This is a genomic window from Pannonibacter indicus (assembly GCF_001418225.1).
Lineage (GTDB): Bacteria > Pseudomonadota > Alphaproteobacteria > Rhizobiales > Stappiaceae > Pannonibacter > Pannonibacter indicus.
Window position 1 is genome coordinate 20705 of sequence record NZ_LIPT01000013.1, and the last position, 20394, is coordinate 41098.

General features: G+C 63.7%; 20 protein-coding genes. 14 read left to right on the forward strand and 6 right to left on the reverse strand.

Annotation, left to right across the window (positions count from 1 at the left end; all coding sequences use genetic code 11):
• Positions 1–10: 10 nt before the first annotated feature.
• Entirely contained in the window at positions 11–2113 is a 2103-nt protein-coding gene (gene recG / locus ASC48_RS15735; RefSeq protein WP_055456726.1) for an ATP-dependent DNA helicase RecG, read from the reverse strand.
• A gap of 231 nt (positions 2114–2344) precedes the next feature.
• Between recG and ASC48_RS15740 the strand changes: the two genes are divergently transcribed.
• From ASC48_RS15740 to ASC48_RS15795, 12 genes are all read left to right on the forward strand, one after another.
• Positions 2345–2656, forward strand: coding sequence for an FAD assembly factor SdhE (locus ASC48_RS15740; RefSeq protein WP_055456727.1), 312 nt, complete (start codon positions 2345–2347; stop codon positions 2654–2656).
• Positions 2657–2722: 66 nt separating this feature from the next.
• Positions 2723–6223, forward strand: coding sequence for a transcription-repair coupling factor (gene mfd / locus ASC48_RS15745; protein ID WP_055456681.1), 3501 nt, complete (start codon positions 2723–2725; stop codon positions 6221–6223).
• 223 nt (positions 6224–6446) lie between these two features.
• On the forward strand, positions 6447–6782 hold the full coding sequence (locus ASC48_RS15750) for an FtsB family cell division protein (protein WP_072242667.1): 336 nt from the start codon (positions 6447–6449) through the stop codon (positions 6780–6782).
• A gap of 175 nt (positions 6783–6957) precedes the next feature.
• Entirely contained in the window at positions 6958–8007 is a 1050-nt protein-coding gene (pdhA, locus tag ASC48_RS15755) for a pyruvate dehydrogenase (acetyl-transferring) E1 component subunit alpha (RefSeq protein WP_055456682.1), read from the forward strand.
• A 14-nt stretch (positions 8008–8021) separates the two neighbouring features.
• Positions 8022–9413 carry a pyruvate dehydrogenase complex E1 component subunit beta gene (locus tag ASC48_RS15760; RefSeq protein ID WP_055456683.1) on the forward strand — a complete coding sequence of 464 codons (1392 nt, stop codon included), beginning with the start codon at positions 8022–8024 and terminating at the stop codon, positions 9411–9413.
• Positions 9414–9429: 16 nt separating this feature from the next.
• Positions 9430–10764 (forward strand): pyruvate dehydrogenase complex dihydrolipoamide acetyltransferase, encoded by a 1335-nt coding sequence (locus ASC48_RS15765; RefSeq protein WP_055456684.1) that lies wholly within the window; start codon positions 9430–9432, stop codon positions 10762–10764.
• A 92-nt stretch (positions 10765–10856) separates the two neighbouring features.
• Positions 10857–12302, forward strand: a complete 1446-nt coding sequence (gene lpdA / locus ASC48_RS15770; RefSeq protein WP_055456685.1) for a dihydrolipoyl dehydrogenase — start codon at positions 10857–10859, stop codon at positions 12300–12302.
• Between the two features lie 131 nt (positions 12303–12433).
• Positions 12434–12682 carry a GlsB/YeaQ/YmgE family stress response membrane protein gene (locus ASC48_RS15775; RefSeq protein WP_055456686.1) on the forward strand — a complete coding sequence of 83 codons (249 nt, stop codon included), beginning with the start codon at positions 12434–12436 and terminating at the stop codon, positions 12680–12682.
• Between the two features lie 66 nt (positions 12683–12748).
• Positions 12749–12985, forward strand: coding sequence for a GlsB/YeaQ/YmgE family stress response membrane protein (locus tag ASC48_RS15780; RefSeq protein ID WP_055456729.1), 237 nt, complete (start codon positions 12749–12751; stop codon positions 12983–12985).
• Positions 12986–13039: 54 nt separating this feature from the next.
• The gene (locus tag ASC48_RS15785) at positions 13040–13486 is read left to right on the forward strand and encodes an acyl-CoA thioesterase (protein WP_055456687.1); all 447 of its coding nucleotides are present in this window, start codon (positions 13040–13042) and stop codon (positions 13484–13486) included.
• Positions 13487–13540: 54 nt separating this feature from the next.
• On the forward strand, positions 13541–14524 hold the full coding sequence (gene lipA / locus ASC48_RS15790; protein ID WP_055456730.1) for a lipoyl synthase: 984 nt from the start codon (positions 13541–13543) through the stop codon (positions 14522–14524).
• A gap of 57 nt (positions 14525–14581) precedes the next feature.
• Positions 14582–15061 carry a type II toxin-antitoxin system RatA family toxin gene (locus ASC48_RS15795; RefSeq protein WP_055456688.1) on the forward strand — a complete coding sequence of 160 codons (480 nt, stop codon included), beginning with the start codon at positions 14582–14584 and terminating at the stop codon, positions 15059–15061.
• Here ASC48_RS15795 and ASC48_RS15800 read toward each other — a convergent pair.
• From ASC48_RS15800 to ispD, 5 genes are all read right to left on the reverse strand, one after another.
• Positions 15048–15503, reverse strand: a complete 456-nt coding sequence (locus ASC48_RS15800; protein WP_055456689.1) for a hypothetical protein — start codon at positions 15501–15503, stop codon at positions 15048–15050. The two genes, ASC48_RS15795 and ASC48_RS15800, sit on opposite strands and share 14 nt — an antisense overlap.
• A 172-nt stretch (positions 15504–15675) precedes the next feature.
• Complete coding sequence (locus ASC48_RS15805; protein WP_055456690.1) at positions 15676–16143, reverse strand: hypothetical protein; 468 nt, start codon at positions 16141–16143, stop codon at positions 15676–15678.
• A gap of 94 nt (positions 16144–16237) precedes the next feature.
• On the reverse strand, positions 16238–16732 hold the full coding sequence (locus tag ASC48_RS15810; RefSeq protein WP_055456691.1) for a CinA family protein: 495 nt from the start codon (positions 16730–16732) through the stop codon (positions 16238–16240).
• 17 nt (positions 16733–16749) lie between these two features.
• Entirely contained in the window at positions 16750–17262 is a 513-nt protein-coding gene (gene ispF, locus ASC48_RS20190; protein ID WP_341860387.1) for a 2-C-methyl-D-erythritol 2,4-cyclodiphosphate synthase, read from the reverse strand.
• A gap of 8 nt (positions 17263–17270) precedes the next feature.
• Positions 17271–18017, reverse strand: coding sequence for a 2-C-methyl-D-erythritol 4-phosphate cytidylyltransferase (gene ispD, locus ASC48_RS20195; RefSeq protein ID WP_341860388.1), 747 nt, complete (start codon positions 18015–18017; stop codon positions 17271–17273).
• Positions 18018–18234: 217 nt separating this feature from the next.
• On the opposite strand from ispD, the gene dusB reads away from it, so the two are divergent.
• Positions 18235–19251 carry a tRNA dihydrouridine synthase DusB gene (dusB, locus tag ASC48_RS15820; protein WP_055456692.1) on the forward strand — a complete coding sequence of 339 codons (1017 nt, stop codon included), beginning with the start codon at positions 18235–18237 and terminating at the stop codon, positions 19249–19251.
• Positions 19248–20393, forward strand: coding sequence for a two-component system sensor histidine kinase NtrB (locus tag ASC48_RS15825; protein ID WP_208975764.1), 1146 nt, complete (start codon positions 19248–19250; stop codon positions 20391–20393). The genes dusB and ASC48_RS15825 overlap by 4 nt, the downstream gene beginning before the upstream one ends.
• The last annotated feature ends 1 nt before the right edge of the window (position 20394 follow it).

Here is a 20394-nt window from a genome sequence, read left to right on the forward strand (position 1 = left end):
CCCGTGAAGCTCACCCGGCCCGCAGAAGGCGGATCGCCTCGTCGCGGGAGAAGAGATAGAGCAGCGTGCGCAGGGCCTGACCGCGCGGGCCTTTCAGCTCCGGATCGGTTTCGAGGATCAGGCGGGCGTCGTCGCGAGCGGTTTCCATGAGGTCCGGCCGCGCCTCTTCGCCCGCAAGGCGGAAGCCGGGAGCGCCGGACTGCCGGGTGCCGAGGATTTCGCCTTCACCGCGCAGGCGCAGGTCTTCCTCGGCGATGAGGAAGCCGTCATTCGTCTCGCGCATGACGGCAAGGCGGGCGGCGGAGGTTTCGCCCAGCGGCCCCTTGTAGAGCAATACGCAGGAGGACGGCCTGTCGCCGCGCCCGACACGGCCGCGCAGCTGATGCAGCTGGGCAAGGCCGAAGCGCTCGGCATGTTCGATCACCATGATCGTCGCATCGGGCACATCGACGCCCACCTCGATCACGGTTGTGGCAACGAGAACGCGGGCCTGGCCTTCCTTGAAGGCGGTCATGGCCGCGTCCTTCTCTTCCGCACTCATGCGGCCATGGACGAGCGCGACGGGCATCTTCAGTTCCTGCGACAGGTGCCGGTGCCGGTCCTCGACGGCGGCAAGGTCAACCTTTTCGGATTCCTCCACCAGCGGGCAGACCCAATAGACCTTCTGCCCCTCGGCCACCGCCGCCTTGATGCGCGCCACCATCTCGCCCATGCGCTCCAGCGATACGGAGACGGTGGTGATGGGCTTGCGCCCGGCCGGCTTGCCGATGAGGCGGGAGACGTCCATGTCGCCGAAATAGGTCAGCACCAGCGTGCGCGGGATGGGCGTTGCCGTCATCACCAGCACATCGACGCCCTTGCCCTTGGAGGAGAGCGCCAGCCGCTGATGCACGCCGAAGCGGTGCTGTTCGTCCACCACGGCAATGCCAAGGTTCTGGAACTCGACCGAGCCCTGAAACAGCGCATGAGTGCCGACGACAAGATCAATGCTGCCGTCCAGCAATCCGGCCTGCGTCTCGCGCCGCGTTCGGGCGCTGTCACGGCCGGTCAGCAAGGCAATGCGGATGCCTGCGGCTTCGCACAGCGGGGCCATGGAAGCGAAATGCTGGCGGGCGAGGATTTCGGTCGGCGCCATCATCGCCGCTTGGGCGCCGGATTCAATCACGGCTGCCATGGCCAGCAGGGCAACGATGGTCTTGCCCGCGCCCACGTCACCCTGCACCAGCCGCAGCATGCGGTGGGGGCTCGCCAGATCCGCCTCGATCTCGGCAACGGCCTGAGTCTGGCCTTCGGTGAGCGTGAAGGGCAGGGCGGCGAGGATCTTCGCCTTCAGCGCGCCATTTGCGATGCGCGGGGCACCATCCAGCTTGCGCATGGTGGCGCGCACCAGAGCCAGTGCCAGCTGGTTGGCGAGATATTCGTCATAGGCAAGGCGGGTGCGGAATGGGGATTCGGGGCCAAGATCGCCCGCCTTTTCCGGCCGGTGCAGCCGGGCCAGCGCCTCGTCGAAATCCGGCCAGCCCTTGCGCGCGGCAAATTCCGGGTCGAGCCAGTCCGGCATCACCGGCAGGCGGCCAAGCCCGGCGGCAATGGCCTTCAGCAAGGTGCGCGAGGCAAGGCCTGCGGTCATCGGATAGACCGGCTCCACATCCGGCATGGTGCCGGCCTCTTCGGGCGTCAGCACATAATCCGGATGCACCATCTGCGGGCGTTCGTTGAACCATTCTACCTTGCCGGAGATGATCCGCCGCCCGCCCACGGGCAGGGCCTTTTCCAGCCAGTCCCTGTGGGCGTGGAAAAAGACAAGCGCAATCTCGCCGGTCGGATCTCTGGCGATGATGCGATAGGGCGCCTTGCCGTGGCGCGGCGAGGGTAGGTGCCGCTCCACCACCACGTCCAGCGTTGCGATCCCGCCATTCTCCGTATGTGCGATTCCCGGCCGTCGTCGGCGGTCGATCACGCCGTGCGGCAGGTGGAACAGCAGATCGAGAACGCTGGCCTCACGCCCCGGCGTGCTGCCTGTCAGCCCATCCAGCAGCTTGGCGATCTTCGGCCCGATGCCGGGCAGCACCGAAACCGGAGCAAACAGGGGATCGAGAAGAGAGGGACGCATGGCACAGGAATCCGCAAGACCGATGCCGCGTTTTGGCATGGTCTGGCGGCAAGGGCAATGAAACCTCTTGAACCTTCAGGACATGCAGCCCAAAACCTTGACCTGACAGAGCCGGTTTGCGGCGCTATATAGCTCGGACGATGAGCTGTCCCGTTTGCGCCGGACGCGGAAACTCCGCGCTCCGGCTGCAGGCGTCAGGACGGCATGAGCCCGGCAACGCGGAGAGACATGATGAGCGGCACAAGTGCAGATATGGCTGCAGCACAGGATGATGCCCTGACCTACCGCAAGAAGCGCATCCTGTTCCGCACCTGGCACCGGGGCATGAAGGAAATGGACCTTCTGTTCGGCGGCTTTGCCCAGTCCGAACTCGACAAGCTGACGGCAGCCGAACTGGACGAGATGGAAGAACTGATCAACGTCAATGATCAGGACCTCTTCGCCTGGATCACCGGCAGCAAGCCTGTTCCGGCAGAATGGGACCGCCCGCTCTACCGACGCATTCTCGCCTTCCACAACATCAAGTCCAGCCGCACCGCCTGATCCGGACGGATCGCCAGTCCGCAAAAGCGCCTTTGCGCGCCGCACAGCATTTCAGGGATAAGAACCGTGTTCGAGAGCCTTCTCCGCGACAAGGGCAACATCACGCTGGCCAGCGTGCCGGATGGGGCCGAGGCGCTGGCGCTTGCACGCATTCTGGACGAGGGGCCGAAGCAGGGGCTTTGCGCCGTCTTCGTCGCCCGTGATGCCACGCGGGCACAAGGGCTCATCGAGGCGCTGAGCTTCTTTGCCCCCGATGTGGAAGCCCTGTCGCTGCCTGCCTGGGACTGTCTGCCCTATGACCGTGTGTCCCCGAACCCGGCCATCAGCGCGCGTCGCTTGCTGGTGCTGGGCGAACTGGCGCGGGGCTTGCAAGGCTCCGGCCGCAAGGTGCTGGTCACCACTGTCAATGCCGCCGTGCAGCGGCTGCCGGAGCGCAGCTGGGTGGCGGGCCAGACCTTCTCCTTGAGCGCAGGCACGCGCGCAGATCTCACCTCCATCGCCGCCTGGCTGGAGCTGAACGGCTTTTCCCGCACGCCGACCGTGCGCGAGACCGGCGAATACGCGGTGCGCGGCGGCATTCTCGATCTCTTCGCGCCCGGCGCGGAGGCCCCTGTCCGCCTCGACTTCTTCGGCGATACGCTGGAGACCGTGCGTGCCTTTGATCCGGAGAGCCAGCGCACCACCGCGCCGGTGAAGAAGCTCGATCTGGTGCCGATGAGCGAGGTGGTGCTGACGGAAGAGGCGATCTCCCGTTTCCGCCGCAACTACATTGGCCGCTTCGGCGCGGCGCGGCGCGAGGATATTCTCTACCAGTCGGTCAGCGAGGGCCGCCGCTACGCTGGCATGGAGCATTGGCTGCCGCTGTTCCACGAAACGCTGGAAACGCTGTTCGACTATGTGGAGGGCGTGCCGCTCGTTCTCGATTCCCGCGCGCCGGATGCGCTGCGCGAGCGGCTGAATCAGGTGGCCGAGCATTACGCCGCCCGCAAGGAGGCGCTCGACAACGGCCATCTGGCCGGGGCCGTGCCTTATATGCCGGTGGAAACCGGCGGGCTCTATCTGGAACCTGAGGAATGGACCTCGCGCCTCGCCGATGCCGCCAGCTGCCAGATGGATGTGTTCACGCCACCGCCTGGCTCTGGCCGTCAGGTGGTGGATTTCGCCGGGCGTCAGGGCCGCAACTTCGCCGCAGAGCGTGCCGCTGGCGACGTGAACATCTTCGATGCGCTGGTGCGCCATGTGCGGGCGCTGGTGGCCGAAGAGCGCAAGGTCGTCCTGTGCTGCTGGAGCGAAGGCTCGCGCGACCGGCTGGGGCAGATCCTGTTCGACCACGGGCTGGAGCTGGCAGCGCCCGCCGATACCTTTGCCAATATGCAGGCCCTGCCGCCGCGCACGGTGGCGCTGAGCCTTCTCGGCCTTGAAACCGGCTTCGAGGTGGACCGGCTGGTCTTCATCTCCGAGCAGGACATTCTCGGCGACCGGCTGGTGCGCAAGGGGCGGCGCAAGGCCAAGGGCGCCAATGTCCTCACCGAGGCCACCAGCCTGTCGGAAGGCGATCTCGTCGTCCACGTGGACCACGGTATCGGCCGCTTCATCGGCCTCAAGACCATCGAGGCGCTTGGCGCGCCGCATGACTGCCTTGAACTGCAATATCACGGCGGCGACAAGCTCTATCTGCCGGTCGAAAACATCGAGCTTCTGACGCGCTACGGCTCGGAAGAGACCGATGTGCAGCTCGACAAGCTGGGCGGCGGCGCCTGGCAGGCGCGCAAGGCGCGCATGAAGAAGCGCATCCTTGAGATTGCCGACGGGCTGATCAAGACCGCCGCTGCCCGCGCCCTCAAGACCGCGCCTGTGATTGAGACGCCGGAAGGCGTCTATGACGAGTTCGCCACCCGTTTCCCCTATGACGAGACGGAAGACCAGCTGACCGCCATCGACGCGGTGTTCGAGGATCTGTCCTCGGGCCGCCCGATGGACCGGCTGGTCTGCGGCGACGTGGGTTTCGGCAAGACGGAAGTGGCCCTGCGTGCGGCCTTTGTTGCGGCCATGTCCGGCCGTCAGGTAGCGGTCGTGGTGCCAACCACGCTGCTTGCCCGCCAGCATTTCCGCACCTTCTCGACGCGCTTCCATGGGTTGCCGGTCAATGTCGCCCATGCCTCGCGCCTCGTTAGCCCGAAGGAGCTTTCGGCGGTGAAAAAGGGCCTGGAGGATGGATCGGTCGATATCGTCGTCGGCACCCATGCGCTGCTCGGCACCGGCGTGAAGTTCCGCGATCTCGGTCTTCTCATCATCGACGAGGAGCAGCATTTTGGCGTTAAGCACAAGGAGCGGCTGAAGGAACTGAAATCGGACGTGCATGTGCTGACGCTTTCGGCCACGCCCATTCCGCGCACGCTGCAGCAGGCGCTGACGGGCCTGCGCGAACTGTCGCTGATCGCAACGCCGCCGGTCGATCGCCTTGCCGTGCGCACCTTCATCTCGCCGCTGGATCCGCTGGTCGTGCGCGAGGCGCTGCTGCGCGAGCATTACCGCGGCGGCCAGAGCTTCTATGTCTGCCCGCGCGTGTCCGACCTTGCGGAACGGGCGGAGTTCCTCGCCGAAAGCGTGCCGGAGGTGAAGGTGGCCATCGCCCATGGCCAGATGGCGGCGGGGCAGCTGGAAGACGTGATGAATGCCTTCTACGAGGGCAAGTATGACGTGCTTCTGTCCACCACCATCGTGGAATCGGGCCTGGACATCCCCACCGCCAACACGCTGATCGTGCACCGGGCCGACATGTTCGGCCTTGCCCAGCTTTACCAGATCCGGGGCCGCGTCGGCCGCTCCAAGACCCGCGCCTATGCGCTCTTCACCGTGCCTGCCGCCGGCAAGCTGACGGCGACGGCGGAGCGCCGCCTCAAGGTGCTGCAATCGCTGGAAAACCTCGGTGCCGGCTTCCAGCTGGCGAGCCACGACCTCGACATTCGCGGTGCGGGCAATCTTCTGGGCGAAGAGCAATCCGGCCACATCAAGGAAGTGGGCTATGAGCTCTACCAGCAGATGCTGGAAGAAGCGGTGGCGCAGCTGAAGGATGGCGGGAACGAGCTTGGTGAAGACCAGTGGTCGCCGCAGATCAATGTGGGCACGCCGGTGCTCATCCCGGAAGACTATGTGCCAGATCTCAACCTGCGCCTGTCGCTCTACCGGCGTCTCGCCGATCTGACGGAAGCGCAGGAAATCGATGCCTTTGGCGCGGAGATGATCGACCGCTTCGGCCCGCTGCCGGAAGAAGTGCAGCACCTGCTGAAGATCGTCTTCATCAAGGGCCTGTGCCGCAAGGCCAATGTGGAGAAGGTGGATTCGGGGCCGAAGGGGATCGTCATTTCCTTCCGCAACAGCGAGTTTGCCAATCCGGCAGGGCTTGTCGGCTACATCGCGGAGCAGGGCGTTCTGGCCAAGATCCGCCCGGATCAGAAGGTGGTGCTGTCACGCGACTGGGAGCGGGCGGAAGACCGGCTGAAGGGCACGGCTGTCATCATGTCCAAGCTGGCAAAGCTGGCCGGAGGCGGCAAGGCGGCGGCTTGAGGCGGGAGGATCGGGGGGGGCCGAACAGAATTGAGCAGCGCAGAGCGGGGGCAGGGCGCACGCCTTCTCCCATCCTGCCCTCTGCGCTCCTTCCAGGCTGTTGTGCAAACCCCGCCGCAGCAACAAATTTCCGGACAGCCGCCACAATTGCGCAAGACTCTGTTAAGCGAGTCCCGGCACACTGCGAGAAGTTTCAGACCCCACGTGTCCAGTAGGTCGGCAAGTGCCCGCAACCACCCGTCAGCGCAAAAAATCCTTTCTCGGCAGTCTCGTTATCCCGGTCGCATCGGCTGCTGTGCTTGGTTATTTTGCCTTTCATGCGGTGAATGGCGAATTCGGCATGGCTGGGCGCGCGCGTCTGGACCGTCAGGTGGCCCAGCTTGAGGCAGAACTGGCGGAAATCAAGTCGGTGCGCGAGCATCTGGCAACCCGCGTGGCGCTGCTGCGCCCGGAAAGCCTTGATCCGGATATGGTGGATGAGCGCGCCCGCGTCATCCTTAACGTCGTGCAGGCAGATGAGCTGATTATCATGCGCGGCCGTTCCGTTGCGGCGAAATAACCGGAAAACGGTTTATATTGCCGAAATAACCAAAATCAAGTTAAGTTATAAAAGTCAAATCATTTCAGTTGGTTGGGCAGTGTTACCGCGCTGCATTCAACCTCTTGGATTGACAACGGCAAGCGGTTACCTTCCGCTTGCTGTCTAGGGGAAACGCCACGCAGAGACGAGGGACATGGCCGCTACAAAACAATCTTCCGCCGGTGCACGCGCGAAGGGCGCCTCCGGTCAGGGTGGTGCGGGCAACGCTGCTGCCGCCATCGCAAAATTCACGAAGGAAGAAGAGCTTCACGCTTACCGTGAAATGCTCCTGATCCGCCGTTTCGAGGAAAAGGCTGGCCAGCTTTATGGCATGGGCCTCATCGGCGGTTTCTGCCATCTTTACATCGGTCAGGAAGCTGTCGTCGTCGGCATGCAGATGGCCAAGGTGGACGGTGACCAGATGATCACCGGTTACCGCGACCACGGCCACATGCTGGCCATGGACCTTGATCCCAAGGGTGTCATGGCTGAGCTGACAGGCCGCCGTGGCGGCCTGTCGAAGGGCAAGGGCGGCTCCATGCACATGTTCTCCAAGGAGAAGCACTTCTACGGCGGTCACGGCATCGTCGGCGCGCAGGTCGCGCTCGGCACCGGCCTTGGCTTTGCAAACAAGTACCGTGGCAATGGCAATGTTGCGATGGCCTTCTTTGGGGACGGTGCGTCCAACCAGGGCCAGGTCTACGAGAGCTTCAACATGGCCCAGCTGTGGAAGCTGCCGGTCGTGTATGTGATCGAGAACAACAAATACGGCATGGGCACGAGCGTGAATCGCGCTTCGGCCAACACCGACCTCTCCCAGCGCGGCGCCTCCTTCGGCATCCCGGGCGAACAGGTGGACGGCATGGATGTGCGTGCCGTAAAGGCAGCCTCCGACCGGGCGCTCGCCTGGTGCCGCGAAGGCAATGGCCCGTTCATTCTGGAAATGTTGACCTACCGCTACCGTGGTCACTCCATGTCCGACCCGGCGAAGTACCGCTCCAAGGAAGAAGTCGACCGCATGCGCGGCGAGCATGACCCGATCGAGCAGGTCCGTTCGCGTCTGCTCGAGAGCGGCTGGGCCACCGAGGACGATCTCAAGGGCATCGACAAGGACGTGCGCGCCATTGTTGCCGAAGCAGCAGAGTTTGCGCAGAACGATCCGGAGCCGGATGCGTCCGAGCTCTACACCGACATTCTGCTTTAAGGCCGGGGGAATACATGCCGATCGATATTCTGATGCCGGCTCTCTCGCCGACCATGGAAGAGGGCAAGCTGTCCAAGTGGCTCAAGGCCGAGGGCGACAGCGTGAAGTCTGGCGACGTGATCGCCGAAATCGAGACCGACAAGGCAACCATGGAAGTGGAAGCCGTGGACGAAGGCACCATGGGCAAGATCCTGGTCGCCGAGGGCACCGAGAACGTCAAGGTCAACACGAAGATCGCCGTTCTCCTCGCGGAAGGCGAAGATGCCTCTGCGATTGATGCCAGCGCTTCGGCTCCGGCTGCGGCACCGGCTCCGGCCGCAGCTGCTGCGCCTGTTGCTGCCGCTCCGGCTGCCGCTGCTCCGGCTCCTGCCCAGCCCGTCACGTCCGGCACTGCTGACAGCGACGCTCCGGCCGGCACCGAAATGGTGACCATGACCGTGCGCGAAGCACTGCGTGATGCCATGGCCGAGGAAATGCGCCGCGACGGCGACATCTTCATCATGGGTGAGGAAGTTGCCGAGTACCAGGGCGCCTACAAGATCACTCAGGGTCTTCTGGACGAGTTCGGTGCCAAGCGCGTTATCGACACGCCGATTACCGAGCACGGCTTTGCCGGTCTTGCCACGGGCGCTGCCATGACGGGCCTGAAGCCCATCGTCGAGTTCATGACGTTCAACTTCGCCATGCAGGCGATTGACCACATCATCAACTCCGCTGCCAAGACGCTCTACATGTCCGGCGGCCAGCTTGGCGCTCCGATCGTTTTCCGCGGACCGAATGGCGCTGCGGCCCGCGTGGGTGCACAGCACAGCCAGGACTATGCCTCCTGGTACGCCCACATTCCGGGCCTCAAGGTCATCCAGCCCTGGTCGGCTGCAGATGCCAAGGGCCTGCTGAAGGCGGCCATCCGCGACCCGAACCCGGTCATCTTCCTCGAAAACGAGATCCTCTACGGCCAGTCCTTCGAGGTTCCGAAGGTTGATGATTTCGTCCTGCCGATCGGCAAGGCGAAGATCGAGCGCGCGGGCACGGACGTGACCATCGTCTCCTGGGGCATCGGCATGACCTATGTCATGAAGGCTGTCGACGAACTGGCAGCCATGGGCATCTCGGCGGAAGTCGTGAACCTGCGTACCATCCGTCCGCTCGACATCGACACGGTGCTCGCCTCCGTCCGCAAGACGGGCCGCTGCGTCACGGTGGAAGAAGCCTTCCCGGTCTGCTCGGTTTCCTCGGAAATCGGCTATCAGGTTCAGGAAAAGGCCTTCGACTTCCTCGATGCCCCGATCCTGCGCGTGACCGGCAAGGACGTTCCGATGCCCTATGCCGCAAACCTTGAAAAGCTGGCCCTGCCGTCTGTCAAGGAAGTCATCGACGCCGTGAAGGCTGTCACCTACAGGGACTGAGGCGAGGGAGGCCGCAATGCCGATCAACATCACAATGCCGGCCCTCTCTCCCACCATGGAAGAGGGCAACCTGGCCAAGTGGCTGGTGAAGGAAGGTGACAAGGTTTCTCCAGGCGACGTGATCGCCGAGATCGAAACCGACAAGGCGACCATGGAAGTGGAAGCCGTGGACGAGGGCACGGTCGCCAAGATCGTGGTCGCCGCCGGAACGCAGGGCGTCAAGGTCAACAGCCTGATCGCCGTGCTCGCCGGTGAAGATGAGGATGCTTCGGCTGTCTCGGCAGCGCCTGCTGCTGCGCCCGCCAAGGCGGAAGCCGCTCCGGCCAAGGCTGAAGCTGCTCCGGCTCCGGCCGCTGCTGCACCGGCATCCGCCGGTCCGGCTCCGGTCAGTGCATCTGGCGCCCGCATTTTCGCCTCGCCGCTCGCCCGCCGTCTGGCGTCGCAGAACGGTCTGGACCTCAAGGCGATCGCAGGCTCCGGCCCGCATGGCCGTATTGTCCAGCGCGACATTGAAGCTGCGCTGAAGTCCGGCACCGGCAAGGCAGCTCCGGCTGCTGCCGCCGCAGCTCCTGCCGAGGCTCCTAAGGCCGCTGCTGCTGCGCCCGCCGGTCCCTCGAAGGACCAGGTGCTCAAGCTTTTCGCCGAAGGTTCCTACGAACTGGTGCCGCACGACGGCATGCGTAAGACCATCGCCAAGCGTCTCACCGAGTCCAAGCAGACGATCCCGCACTTCTATGTGTCGGTGGACTGCGAACTCGACGCGCTCCTGGCCCTGCGCACCCAGCTCAACGACGCGGCTCCGAAGTCCAAGGACGGCAAGCCTGCCTACAAGCTCTCGGTCAATGACATGGTCATCAAGGCCATGGCCCTGGCCCTGCGCGATGTGCCGGATGCGAACGTCTCCTGGACGGACGATGCCATGGTCAAGCACAAGCACGCCGATGTCGGCGTCGCTGTGTCGATCCCGGGCGGCCTGATCACCCCGATCATCCGCAGCGCCGAGCAGAAGGCCCTGTCCACCATCTCCAACGAGATGAAGGACCTGGGCCAGCGCGCCAAGGACCGCAAGCTGAAGCCGGAAGAGTACCAGGGCGGCACCACCGCCGTGTCCAACATGGGCATGATGGGCGTGAAAAGCTTCTCGGCCGTGGTCAACCCGCCGCATGCCACCATTCTGGCGGTCGGCGCGGGCGAGCAGCGTCCGGTCGTCAAGAATGGCGCGCTGGCTGTGGCCACCGTCATGACGGTAACGCTCTCCACCGACCACCGCTGCGTGGACGGCGCTCTGGGCGCGGAACTTCTCGGCGCCTTCAAGGGCTACATCGAGAACCCGATGAGCATGCTGGTCTGAGTGACCCTCAGCGGGGCCCCGGCAGGTCCGGGGCCTTTCTGTCTTGAAAACAGAACGCGACATTCTTGCGAAACAAAGGCGAGGGAACATCCATGGCCGATAGCTATGACGTCCTCATCATCGGGTCGGGCCCCGGCGGTTATGTAACTGCGATCCGTGCGGCCCAGCTCGGCTTCAAGACTGCCATTGTCGAGCGCGAGCATCTGGGCGGCATCTGCCTCAACTGGGGCTGCATTCCGACCAAGGCGCTGCTGCGCTCCGCTGAAATTCTCGATCACGCCAACCATGCCAAGTCCTACGGGCTGAAGCTGGAAGGCAAGATGACCGCTGATATCAAGGACGTGGTTGCCCGTTCGCGCGGCGTTTCGGCCCGCCTCAACGGCGGCGTCGGCTTCCTGATGAAGAAGAACAAGATCGACGTCATCTGGGGTGAAGCCAAGCTCACCAAGCCGGGTGAGATCGTCGTCGGCAAGTCTTCCAAGCCCGCCGTCGAGCCGCAGCACCCCGCACCCAAGGGCGTGAAGGGCGAAGGCACCTACACGGCCAAGCACATCATCATCGCCACCGGTGCCCGCCCGCGTGCGCTGCCGGGTATCGAGCCGGATGGCAAGCTGATCTGGACCTATTTCGAGGCAATGAAGCCGGACTTCATGCCGAAATCGCTGGTCGTCATGGGCTCGGGCGCCATCGGCATCGAATTCGCGTCCTTCTACCGCTCCATGGGCGTGGATGTGACCGTTGTCGAGGTCATGCCGCAGATCATGCCGGTGGAAGATTCCGAAATCTCCGCCATCGCCCGCAAGGCGCTGGAAAAGCGCGGCATGAAAATCATGACCGAGGCGAAGGTTGCCAAGGTCGAGAAGGGCGCCAATTCCATCACCGCCCATGTGGAGACCAAGGACGGCAAGGTGACCCAGATCACCGCTGACCGCCTGATTTCCGCTGTCGGCGTGCAGGGCAACATCGAGAACCTCGGGCTTGAGGCGCTTGGCGTGAAGACCGACCGCGGCTGCGTCGTCATCGACGGCTTCGGCAAGACCAACGTTCCGGGGCTCTATGCCATCGGTGACGTGGCTGGCCCTCCGATGCTCGCCCACAAGGCCGAGCATGAAGGCGTCATCTGCATCGAGAAGATCGCAGGCCTGCCGGGCGTTCACGCCATGGACAAGGGCAAGATCCCCGGCTGCACCTACTGCAATCCGCAGGTCGCCTCTGTCGGCCTGACCGAAGCCAAGGCCAGGGAACTGGGCCGCGACATCCGCGTCGGCCGATTCTCCTTTGCAGCGAACGGCAAGGCGATTGCTCTGGGTGAGGACAACGGCCTCATCAAGACCATCTTCGACAAGAAGACCGGCGAGCTGCTGGGTGCCCATATGGTCGGCACGGAAGTGACCGAACTGATCCAGGGCTTCGTGGTGGCGATGAACCTCGAAACCACCGAGGAAGATCTGATGCACACGATCTTCCCGCATCCGACCCTTTCGGAAATGATGAAGGAAAGCGTTCTGGACGCCTACGGGCGGGCGCTGAACGCCTGACGCACGTCCCTCAGGGCCGCCCCTCGCAAGAGGTGCGGCCCTCTTGGCATTTCAGCCGGACAGGCCTCTTGCGGAACCGCGATGGTGTCTTCAGTGTTGTTAGGGCAGTACGTCGAAAAGGAGACTGCATCATGACGCTTGAGACCGTGATCATCTGGGCCCTGATCGGCCTTGTTGCGGGGTGGATTGCCAGCTTCATCACAGGTGGCGGCGGGTTGATCCGCTACATCCTGACCGGTCTTGCCGGTGCCGTCGTTGGCGGCTTTCTGATGCATTACTTCGGGTTTTCTCTGAACCTCGGCAATGCCATCGCCAACGAGATTGCCGTAGCGGCCATCGGAGCGGTCGTGGTTGTCTTCGCCGCTCGCATACTGGCGTAAACGCCGGACGGACCGCAGAATTGATTGCTTCCGGCTGCAGCGCCGGAAGCCGGGGAGGCAGAGCGCATGATTTTCTGGATCATCATCGGGCTTCTGGCTGGCGCCATCGCCCACCGGGTTCTCGACAGCCGGGGCGGCTTTTTCGGCTCCCTCGTCGTCGGTCTGATCGGCGCACTCGTCGGTGGCAAGCTGGCCGAAATGCTGCGGCTCAATCTGACCGGCGGTTTCATTGATCAGCTGGTTGTGGCGACGGCCGGAGCCATTCTGTTCCTGTTCGTCTGGCGCAAGATCAGAGGGCGCTGACAGGCGCGGCGGGAGAGGAGCGCCACAGCATGAAGGCGAAGGGAAGGGGGCATCATGCTGGGTGATCTGCCAAGTCTGGAAGACTTTCCGCTGCACAGCGAGGACAAGCTGCGCTATGGCGACACGGACCGTCAGGGCCATGTCAACAATGCCGTCTTCTCCACATTCCTTGAAACCGGCCGCGTTGAGGCGCTTTATGGCGCCGGCGCATCGCAGCATGGCCTCGAGGAGGAGGGCGCAGCCTTCGTCATTGCCCGGCTGGAACTGGATTTTCTGGCCGAAGTCACATGGCCGGGCACGGTGGTGACCGGCACGCGGGTCAAGGCGGTGGGCCGCAGCTCCATCACGCTGGAGCAGGCCCTGTTTCAGAATGGTGTATGTGTGGCGCGGGCCATGTCCGTGGTGGTGCAGATGGATGAAGCCACCCGCAAATCCCGTCCGCTTTCGCAGCAAACCGCCGCCCGCTTTGCTGCGCTGAGCGGATCTTCCGAAAACGCATGACACCGCGGCAAAGAGGCACTTGACCTTCGGCGCTGCTCACGACATTTGGATGCCATGGTAACGATCCTCGACACCCTGAACCGTCCGGCTCCCGCGCAGAGCGCAGACGATGCGAAGCCCCGGCATCCGGAAAAGGCCCACAGGCCCGACAATCCGGTCGCCCGCAAACCCGCGTGGATTCGCGTCAAGGCGCCGACGTCGCCGGTTTACCGCGAGACCCATCAGGTGGTGCGCGAGAACAAGCTCGTCACCGTGTGCGAGGAAGCCGGCTGCCCGAACATCGGCGAATGCTGGTCGAAGAAGCACGCCAGCTTCATGATCCTCGGCGATACCTGCACCCGCGCCTGCGCCTTCTGCAACGTGCGCACTGGCATGCCGGGAGCGGTGGACAAGAACGAGCCGGAGGGCATCGCCACGGCGGTTGCCACCATGGGGCTTGAGCATGTCGTCATCACCTCGGTGGACCGGGATGATCTGGATGACGGCGGCGCGAACCATTTCGCCGATGTGATTGCCGCGATCCGCGCCAGGGCGCCGAAGACCACCATCGAGGTGCTGACGCCGGACTTCCTGCGCAAGGAAGGCGCGCTGGAAATCGTCGTGAAGGCCAAGCCGGATGTGTTCAACCACAATCTGGAAACGGTGCCGTCGAAGTATCTGAAGGTGCGCCCCGGCGCCCGCTACTTCCACTCCATCCGCCTTCTGCAGAGGGTGAAGGAACTGGACCCCACCATGTTCACCAAATCCGGCATCATGGTCGGCCTCGGCGAGGAGCGCAATGAAGTGCTTCAGCTGATGGATGACCTGCGGACGGCGGACGTGGATTTCCTCACCATCGGCCAGTATCTGCAGCCCTCGAAGAAGCATCATCCGGTTCTGTCCTTCGTGACGCCGGAAGAGTTCAAGGCCTATGAAAAGATCGCCTATGCCAAGGGCTTCCTGAAGGTGTCGGCCAGCCCCCTGACCCGCTCCTCCCATCATGCGGGCGAGGATTTTGCTGACTTGAGGGCCGCACGCGCTGCAAAGCTCGGCCATTGACACAAAAAACCGTGCCGGCGGGCTGCATGGCAGTCTGCCGGGCCAGAAGAGAACTACATGCCGTCATTTGAATCGAGCCGGGACGTGGCCCACAGCGCCAGCGACATGTTCGACCTTGTTGCCGATGTGGAAAAGTATCCCCAGTTTGTGCCCCTTTGCCAAAGCCTTGTGATCCGTGGCCGCAAGCCGCTGGATGAAACGCGCGAGGTTCTGGTGGCCGACATGACGGTCGCCTACAAGCTGTTCAAGGAAACCTTCACCAGCCGCGTGGTGCTGGACAGGCCGAAGAACCAGATCCTCGTGGAATATCTGGACGGCCCGTTCAAGCATCTGGAGAACCGCTGGACCTTCCAGCCGCGCGAGACTGGTGGCTGCAGCGTCGGTTTCTTCATTTCCTATGATTTCAAGAGCAGGACCTTTGCGGCCCTGATGGGCGCCATGTTCGACATGGCCTTCCGCAAGTTTGCTGCAGCCTTCGAGGCGCGGGCCGACGAAGTCTATGGCCGCAAGGCGGCTGTTCCGGTCACCGCCCGGTAAAGGCGCGGCGTATTTCCTGGAACCTGAACTCACGTGGAGGAGGGGCGTCGCCGGTCAGGCTCCGCTCCACATGGGTGGGCAGATTGAGATCCTGAACCGTCACCTGCTTGTGGGGGGTGCGGCAGACAGCCTGCCACCGGCCGCTGGTGTTGCTCTCCAGATTGAGTTCGAAACCGTCGTCTGCCTCTTTCTGCGTCCAGGCCACTGTGGTGGGACGGACCCAGAATTGCGAGCCGCAATATTCCACGGCCATGAAACCCTGCTGTTCCCGGCGAAGCACCACGTGGCTGCCGCGGAAGCGGCCATTGTCTCTGGAGATGATATGAAATTCTTCGGCCTGAGGCTGTCCGGCCGTTTGTGCTGCAGTCTGGGCCACCGCCGCCACCGGCAGGACGCTGACTGCAATAAAAACCACCAGAAGAAAACCAGCGAGGGTTGCCACGGCACAATTCCCTGTGTTGAGCCAGGCCTATGGTCGCCTGCAGGTTGCGCCGACCTGCCTGTCACTTTTTACGGCCAGAAGTTTTGCCTGCAAAGGAGGCAATATCAAGTCAATCCTGCGTCAACCTTGCGGACCGGTGTGCTAAGAGACGTTGTTTTCCGCGGAATAAGTGTTACTGCTGATGGTAGGTGCCCTTGGGCTTGCCGCTGGACTTGTTGGCAAAAGCTTCGCTGATCCGAGACAATTTGCTGCCCGGCGGTGTCGTCGCGGCCGGTGTGTCGTTGCTGACCACCAGCGGGTCCTCGTCACTGCCAATATCCGCCATGGAGACATGTTTCTCGGCCTTGGCGCAGACCTCCACCCAGCCGCGTCCATTGCTGTATTCAAGACCGACGACGCGCTTGTTCTCAACTTCGATCAGGCTCCAGGCCACGGACTTGGGCCGGACCCAGACCTTGCGGCCGCAGTAAGCGACGGCGACATAGCCAGCCGCCTGCTCTTCAAGCACCTGATGGCTGCCGTGAAACGTGCCGTCGGCTTGCCGCGAGATGAGATAGAAATCTCCCGCTTTCACCACTTCCTCGGCCGGGGCCGGAAGAACGGTTGCGAGAATTCCCGTTAGAAAAGTCAAGACGCGCATAACAACCTGCCCCGTTGTCAGCGCCGGGCCTACAGATTCGCGGGCCCAGCACAAGTGCCACGATATAGTATAGCCGTCTTGATATTCCCTTCTGTCAGTCGATCAAATTTGACAGAATTTCCAGGGCTGTCGCGGCTGACAAGGTACGAACCGTATCGCGCCCCTGATCGCCGAACCGGCAGGCCAGATGGCGTGCCGGCCTGCCTTTTCCTGCGGCAGCAAAATGGACCAGGCCGACCGGCTTTTCCGGCGATCCCCCGCCGGGGCCCGCGATTCCCGTTATGGCAACGGACACATCTGCCCGTGAGTGAGACAGAGCCCCTTCCGCCATGGCCCGGGCCGTTTCCTCGCTGACGGCACCCACGCGGGCGAGAACCTCAACCGGCACGCCCAGCAGGTCCATCTTGGCTTCATTGGAGTAGGTAACGAACCCCCGGTCGAGCACGGCAGATGAACCGGGAATCTCGGTGATCAACGCGCAGACCAGCCCGCCGGTGCAGGATTCGGCCGCCGTCATCATCAGGCCCTTGCTCTTCAGCTTCAGGACAAGCGCCTCGGCCTGCGGCCGCAATTGCGTCAGATCGGTCAACGAAGCCTCCGGAGGGTTCAGTCCCCCAAATCTGGCAGACGGACCGTTGCCGTGGCAAGAGCGGCGATGCCTTCGCCGCGGCCAGTGAAGCCGAGTTCTTCCGAGGTCGTGGCTTTCACCGAAACCCGTTCGACCGGCAGGGAGCAGATGGCGGCGATACTGCGGCGCATATCGTCGCGCACCGGGCCGATCTTCGGCGCTTCGCAGACGATGGTCACATCCAGATGCGCCACCCGCCCGCCGCGGGCGGCCACGAGCGACAGGGCATGCTGCAGGAACCGGTCCGAGGACGCGCCCTTCCACTGCGGGTCGGAGGGCGGGAAATGGCCGCCGATGTCCTTGCTGGCAATGGCACCCAGAATGGCATCGGTGAGCGCATGCAGCGCTACGTCCGCATCGGAGTGGCCCTTGAGGCGCTTGTGGAAGGGAATGGCAATGCCGCCGAGAATGACCGCATCGCCATCTTCGAAGGCATGCACGTCATAGCCGTTGCCGGTCCGGATATCCGGCAGTTCAGACCAGGGCTTCATGCTGGCTCCTATTCGCTTTGCGGCCGGCGCAGAAGCACGGCCATGGCGCGCGCCCGGTCAAGGTCCGCGCGGGTTGTCACCTTGAAGGTTTCGGCGGCCCCTTCCACCAGCTGCACGCGCAGACCGGCCCATTCGGCCAGGGATGTGTCGTCGGTGAAATGGTCCTGCCCCAGAACGGCGGCCTTACGGTGCGCTCCGAGCAGAGCTTCAAAGGCAAAGCCCTGCGGTGTCTGGGCGGCCCACAATGCGCTGCGGTCCACGGTTCCGGTGGCATAGCCGTCCGGCCCGGCGCGCTTCAGCGTGTCATGCACGGGCAGAGCGGCCAGCACGGCCTGTTCTCCGGCCTGAAGGGCGGCCGTCATGCGTTCAAGTGTGACGGCCATCAGGAAGGGACGGGCGGCATCATGCACCAGCACATGTGCAGGAAGCTGCTTTTCCGGCCGGCAGGCGAGCGCCTCAAGCCCGGCATGCACGGACGCCTGACGGGTGGCGCCGCCGATGGCCGGCGGCAGAATTCTTTCGCGCATGGCCGGTTGCACTGCCGCCAGTGATGCTTCATAGAGGCCGGCATCATCGGCATGGATCACGACAAGCGCATCAGCCACATGCGGGCTTTGCAGGACGGCCTCCAGCGTCCAGGCCAGCATGGGCCGGTCGTCGAGGGCCAGATATTGCTTGGGGCACCTGTCCTGTGGATCGGCGAGACGCGTTCCGCGTCCGGCAGCGACGATCAGGGCAGATGTCTTGCGCGTCATCGAGGGTTTCCGCTGGTGGCGCCGCCTCATGCGCCGGGGCAATCAGGACCGCCAGCCGCCGCATATGGACAGTTTTGAGGCAGGCCGCGTCTCGTGCCTGTCTCTTAAGGGTTTTCCGGGGTTGTTCTCAACTCATTTTCAGAAGCTGTTACAACTTGTCCCTTGCCGCAATGCAAAAAATGTCTAATGTGTAGGCAAATCGAGATATGCACACGATATGAGCACACCTGCAGATGCACGTTTTGAGGGTCTCCTGAAGATCGGTCCGCATGTTCTGGCGAACCGGGCCTTTCTTGCGCCCATGTCCGGTGTGTCGGATCTGCCCTTCCGCAAACTGGCGGCGCGCTTCGGTGCGGGACTTGTCGTGTCCGAGATGGTGGCCTGCGAACAGCTGGTGGAAGGCGATGCCGAAACCCGCACCCGGGCGGAAGGCGAGGGGCTGGACCTGCATGTGGTGCAGCTGGCCGGACGCGAGCCGCACTGGATGGCGGAAGCAGCCCGCATTGCGGAAGCTGCGGGTGCTGCGATCATCGACATCAACATGGGCTGCCCGGCCAAGCGCGTGACCACCGGCTATTCCGGCTCGGCTCTGATGCGCGATCTTGACCATGCGCTGACGCTGGTCGAGGCGACGGTGGGGGCCGTATCCGTGCCGGTGACGCTGAAGATGCGCCTCGGCTGGGACCGGGACTGCATGAATGCACCGGAGCTGGCGCGCCGGGCACAGGATGCGGGCGTGCAGCTCGTCACCGTGCATGGCCGTACGCGCAACCAGTTCTACAAGGGCGAGGCCGACTGGCAGGCGATCCGCGCCGTGTCCGACGCTGTCAGCATTCCCGTCATCGCCAATGGCGACTGTGTGTCCATCGAGGCGGCGGAGACCATGCTGGAGCAGTCCGGCGCCGATGGGGTGATGGTTGGCCGCGGTGCCTATGGCCGCCCCTGGCTGCCGGGGCAGATCGGCGCTCATCTCAACGGCAAGGAGCCCCAGCCCGCGCCCGAGGGAGACGCCCTCGGCGATCTGGCGCTGGAGCATTACGACGCCCTCATCGCCCTTTACGGGCTGGAGCTGGGCCGGCGCATCGCGCGCAAGCATCTGGGCTGGTATCTGGACCAGACCGCCGATGTGCCAGCCGCCCTGCGTCAGGAAATCCTGACCAGCGACAGCCCCGCCACCGTCACGCGGCTTGTCCGCACCTGGTTTTCCGATCAACCCCAACGGAGCGCCGCATGACAGGACCGTCTGCGAAATCCGTGGAAGGACGCACCGAGGCCCTCGCCACCGATGGCCCGACCATTCTGGACTCCTTGCCACACCCCGTACTTCTGGTCGCTCCCGATGGAGTGATCGAGGCCGCCAACATGGCAGCCGAAATCTTCCTGCGCTCATCCGTCTCCTTCCTGCGGCGGCATACGATTGACTATTTCGTGCCCTTCGGCAGCCCGCTTCTGACCCTGATCGAGCAGGTGCGCGAGCGCGGGGCTCCGTTCAACGAATACAAGGTGGACATCGGTTCGCCGCGCATCGGCGCCGAACGGGTGGTGGACATTCACGCAGCCCCGGTGGTGGAGCGGCCCGGCGCGGTGGTGCTGATGTTCCAGGAAAGGGGCATGGCGGAAAAGATCGACCGCCAGCTGACCTCGCGCGGGGCGGCCCGCACCGTCACCGGCCTTGCCGCCATGCTGGCGCATGAGATCAAGAACCCGCTCTCCGGCATCCGGGGCGCTGCCCAGCTGCTGGAACAATCCGCCAGCGAGGATGACCGGGCGCTGACGCGTCTGATCATGGACGAGACCGACCGGATCGTGAAACTCGTCGACCGGATGGAAGTCTTCTCGGATGAACGGCCGATCGAGCGCGAGCCGGTCAATATCCACGTGGTGCTGGACCACGTGAAGCGGCTGGCGGACACGGGCTTCGGGCGCGGAAAGCGCATCATCGAGGAATATGACCCGTCGCTGCCGCCGGTCTATGCCAACCGCGACCAGCTGGTTCAGGTGTTCCTCAATCTGGTGAAGAATGCCTGCGAAGCCATCGGCGATGATCCCGATGGCGAGATCCGCATCACCACCGCCTTCCGTCCCGGTGTGCGCCTTTCGGTGCCCGGCACCTCGGAAAAGGTCAGCCTGCCGCTGGAATTCTGCGTCAAGGACAACGGCCCCGGCGTGCCGGAAGACCTGATGCCGCATATTTTCGAGCCTTTCATCACCACCAAGACCAACGGCTCGGGCCTTGGCCTGGCGCTGGTCGCCAAGATGATCAGTGATCACGGCGGCTTCATCGAATGCGACAGCGCCCCCCGGCGCACCGTTTTCCGCATCCTGATGCCTGCCTTCACCGAACCTGAAACCTCCTCCAGCGACAGGACCGCCTGAC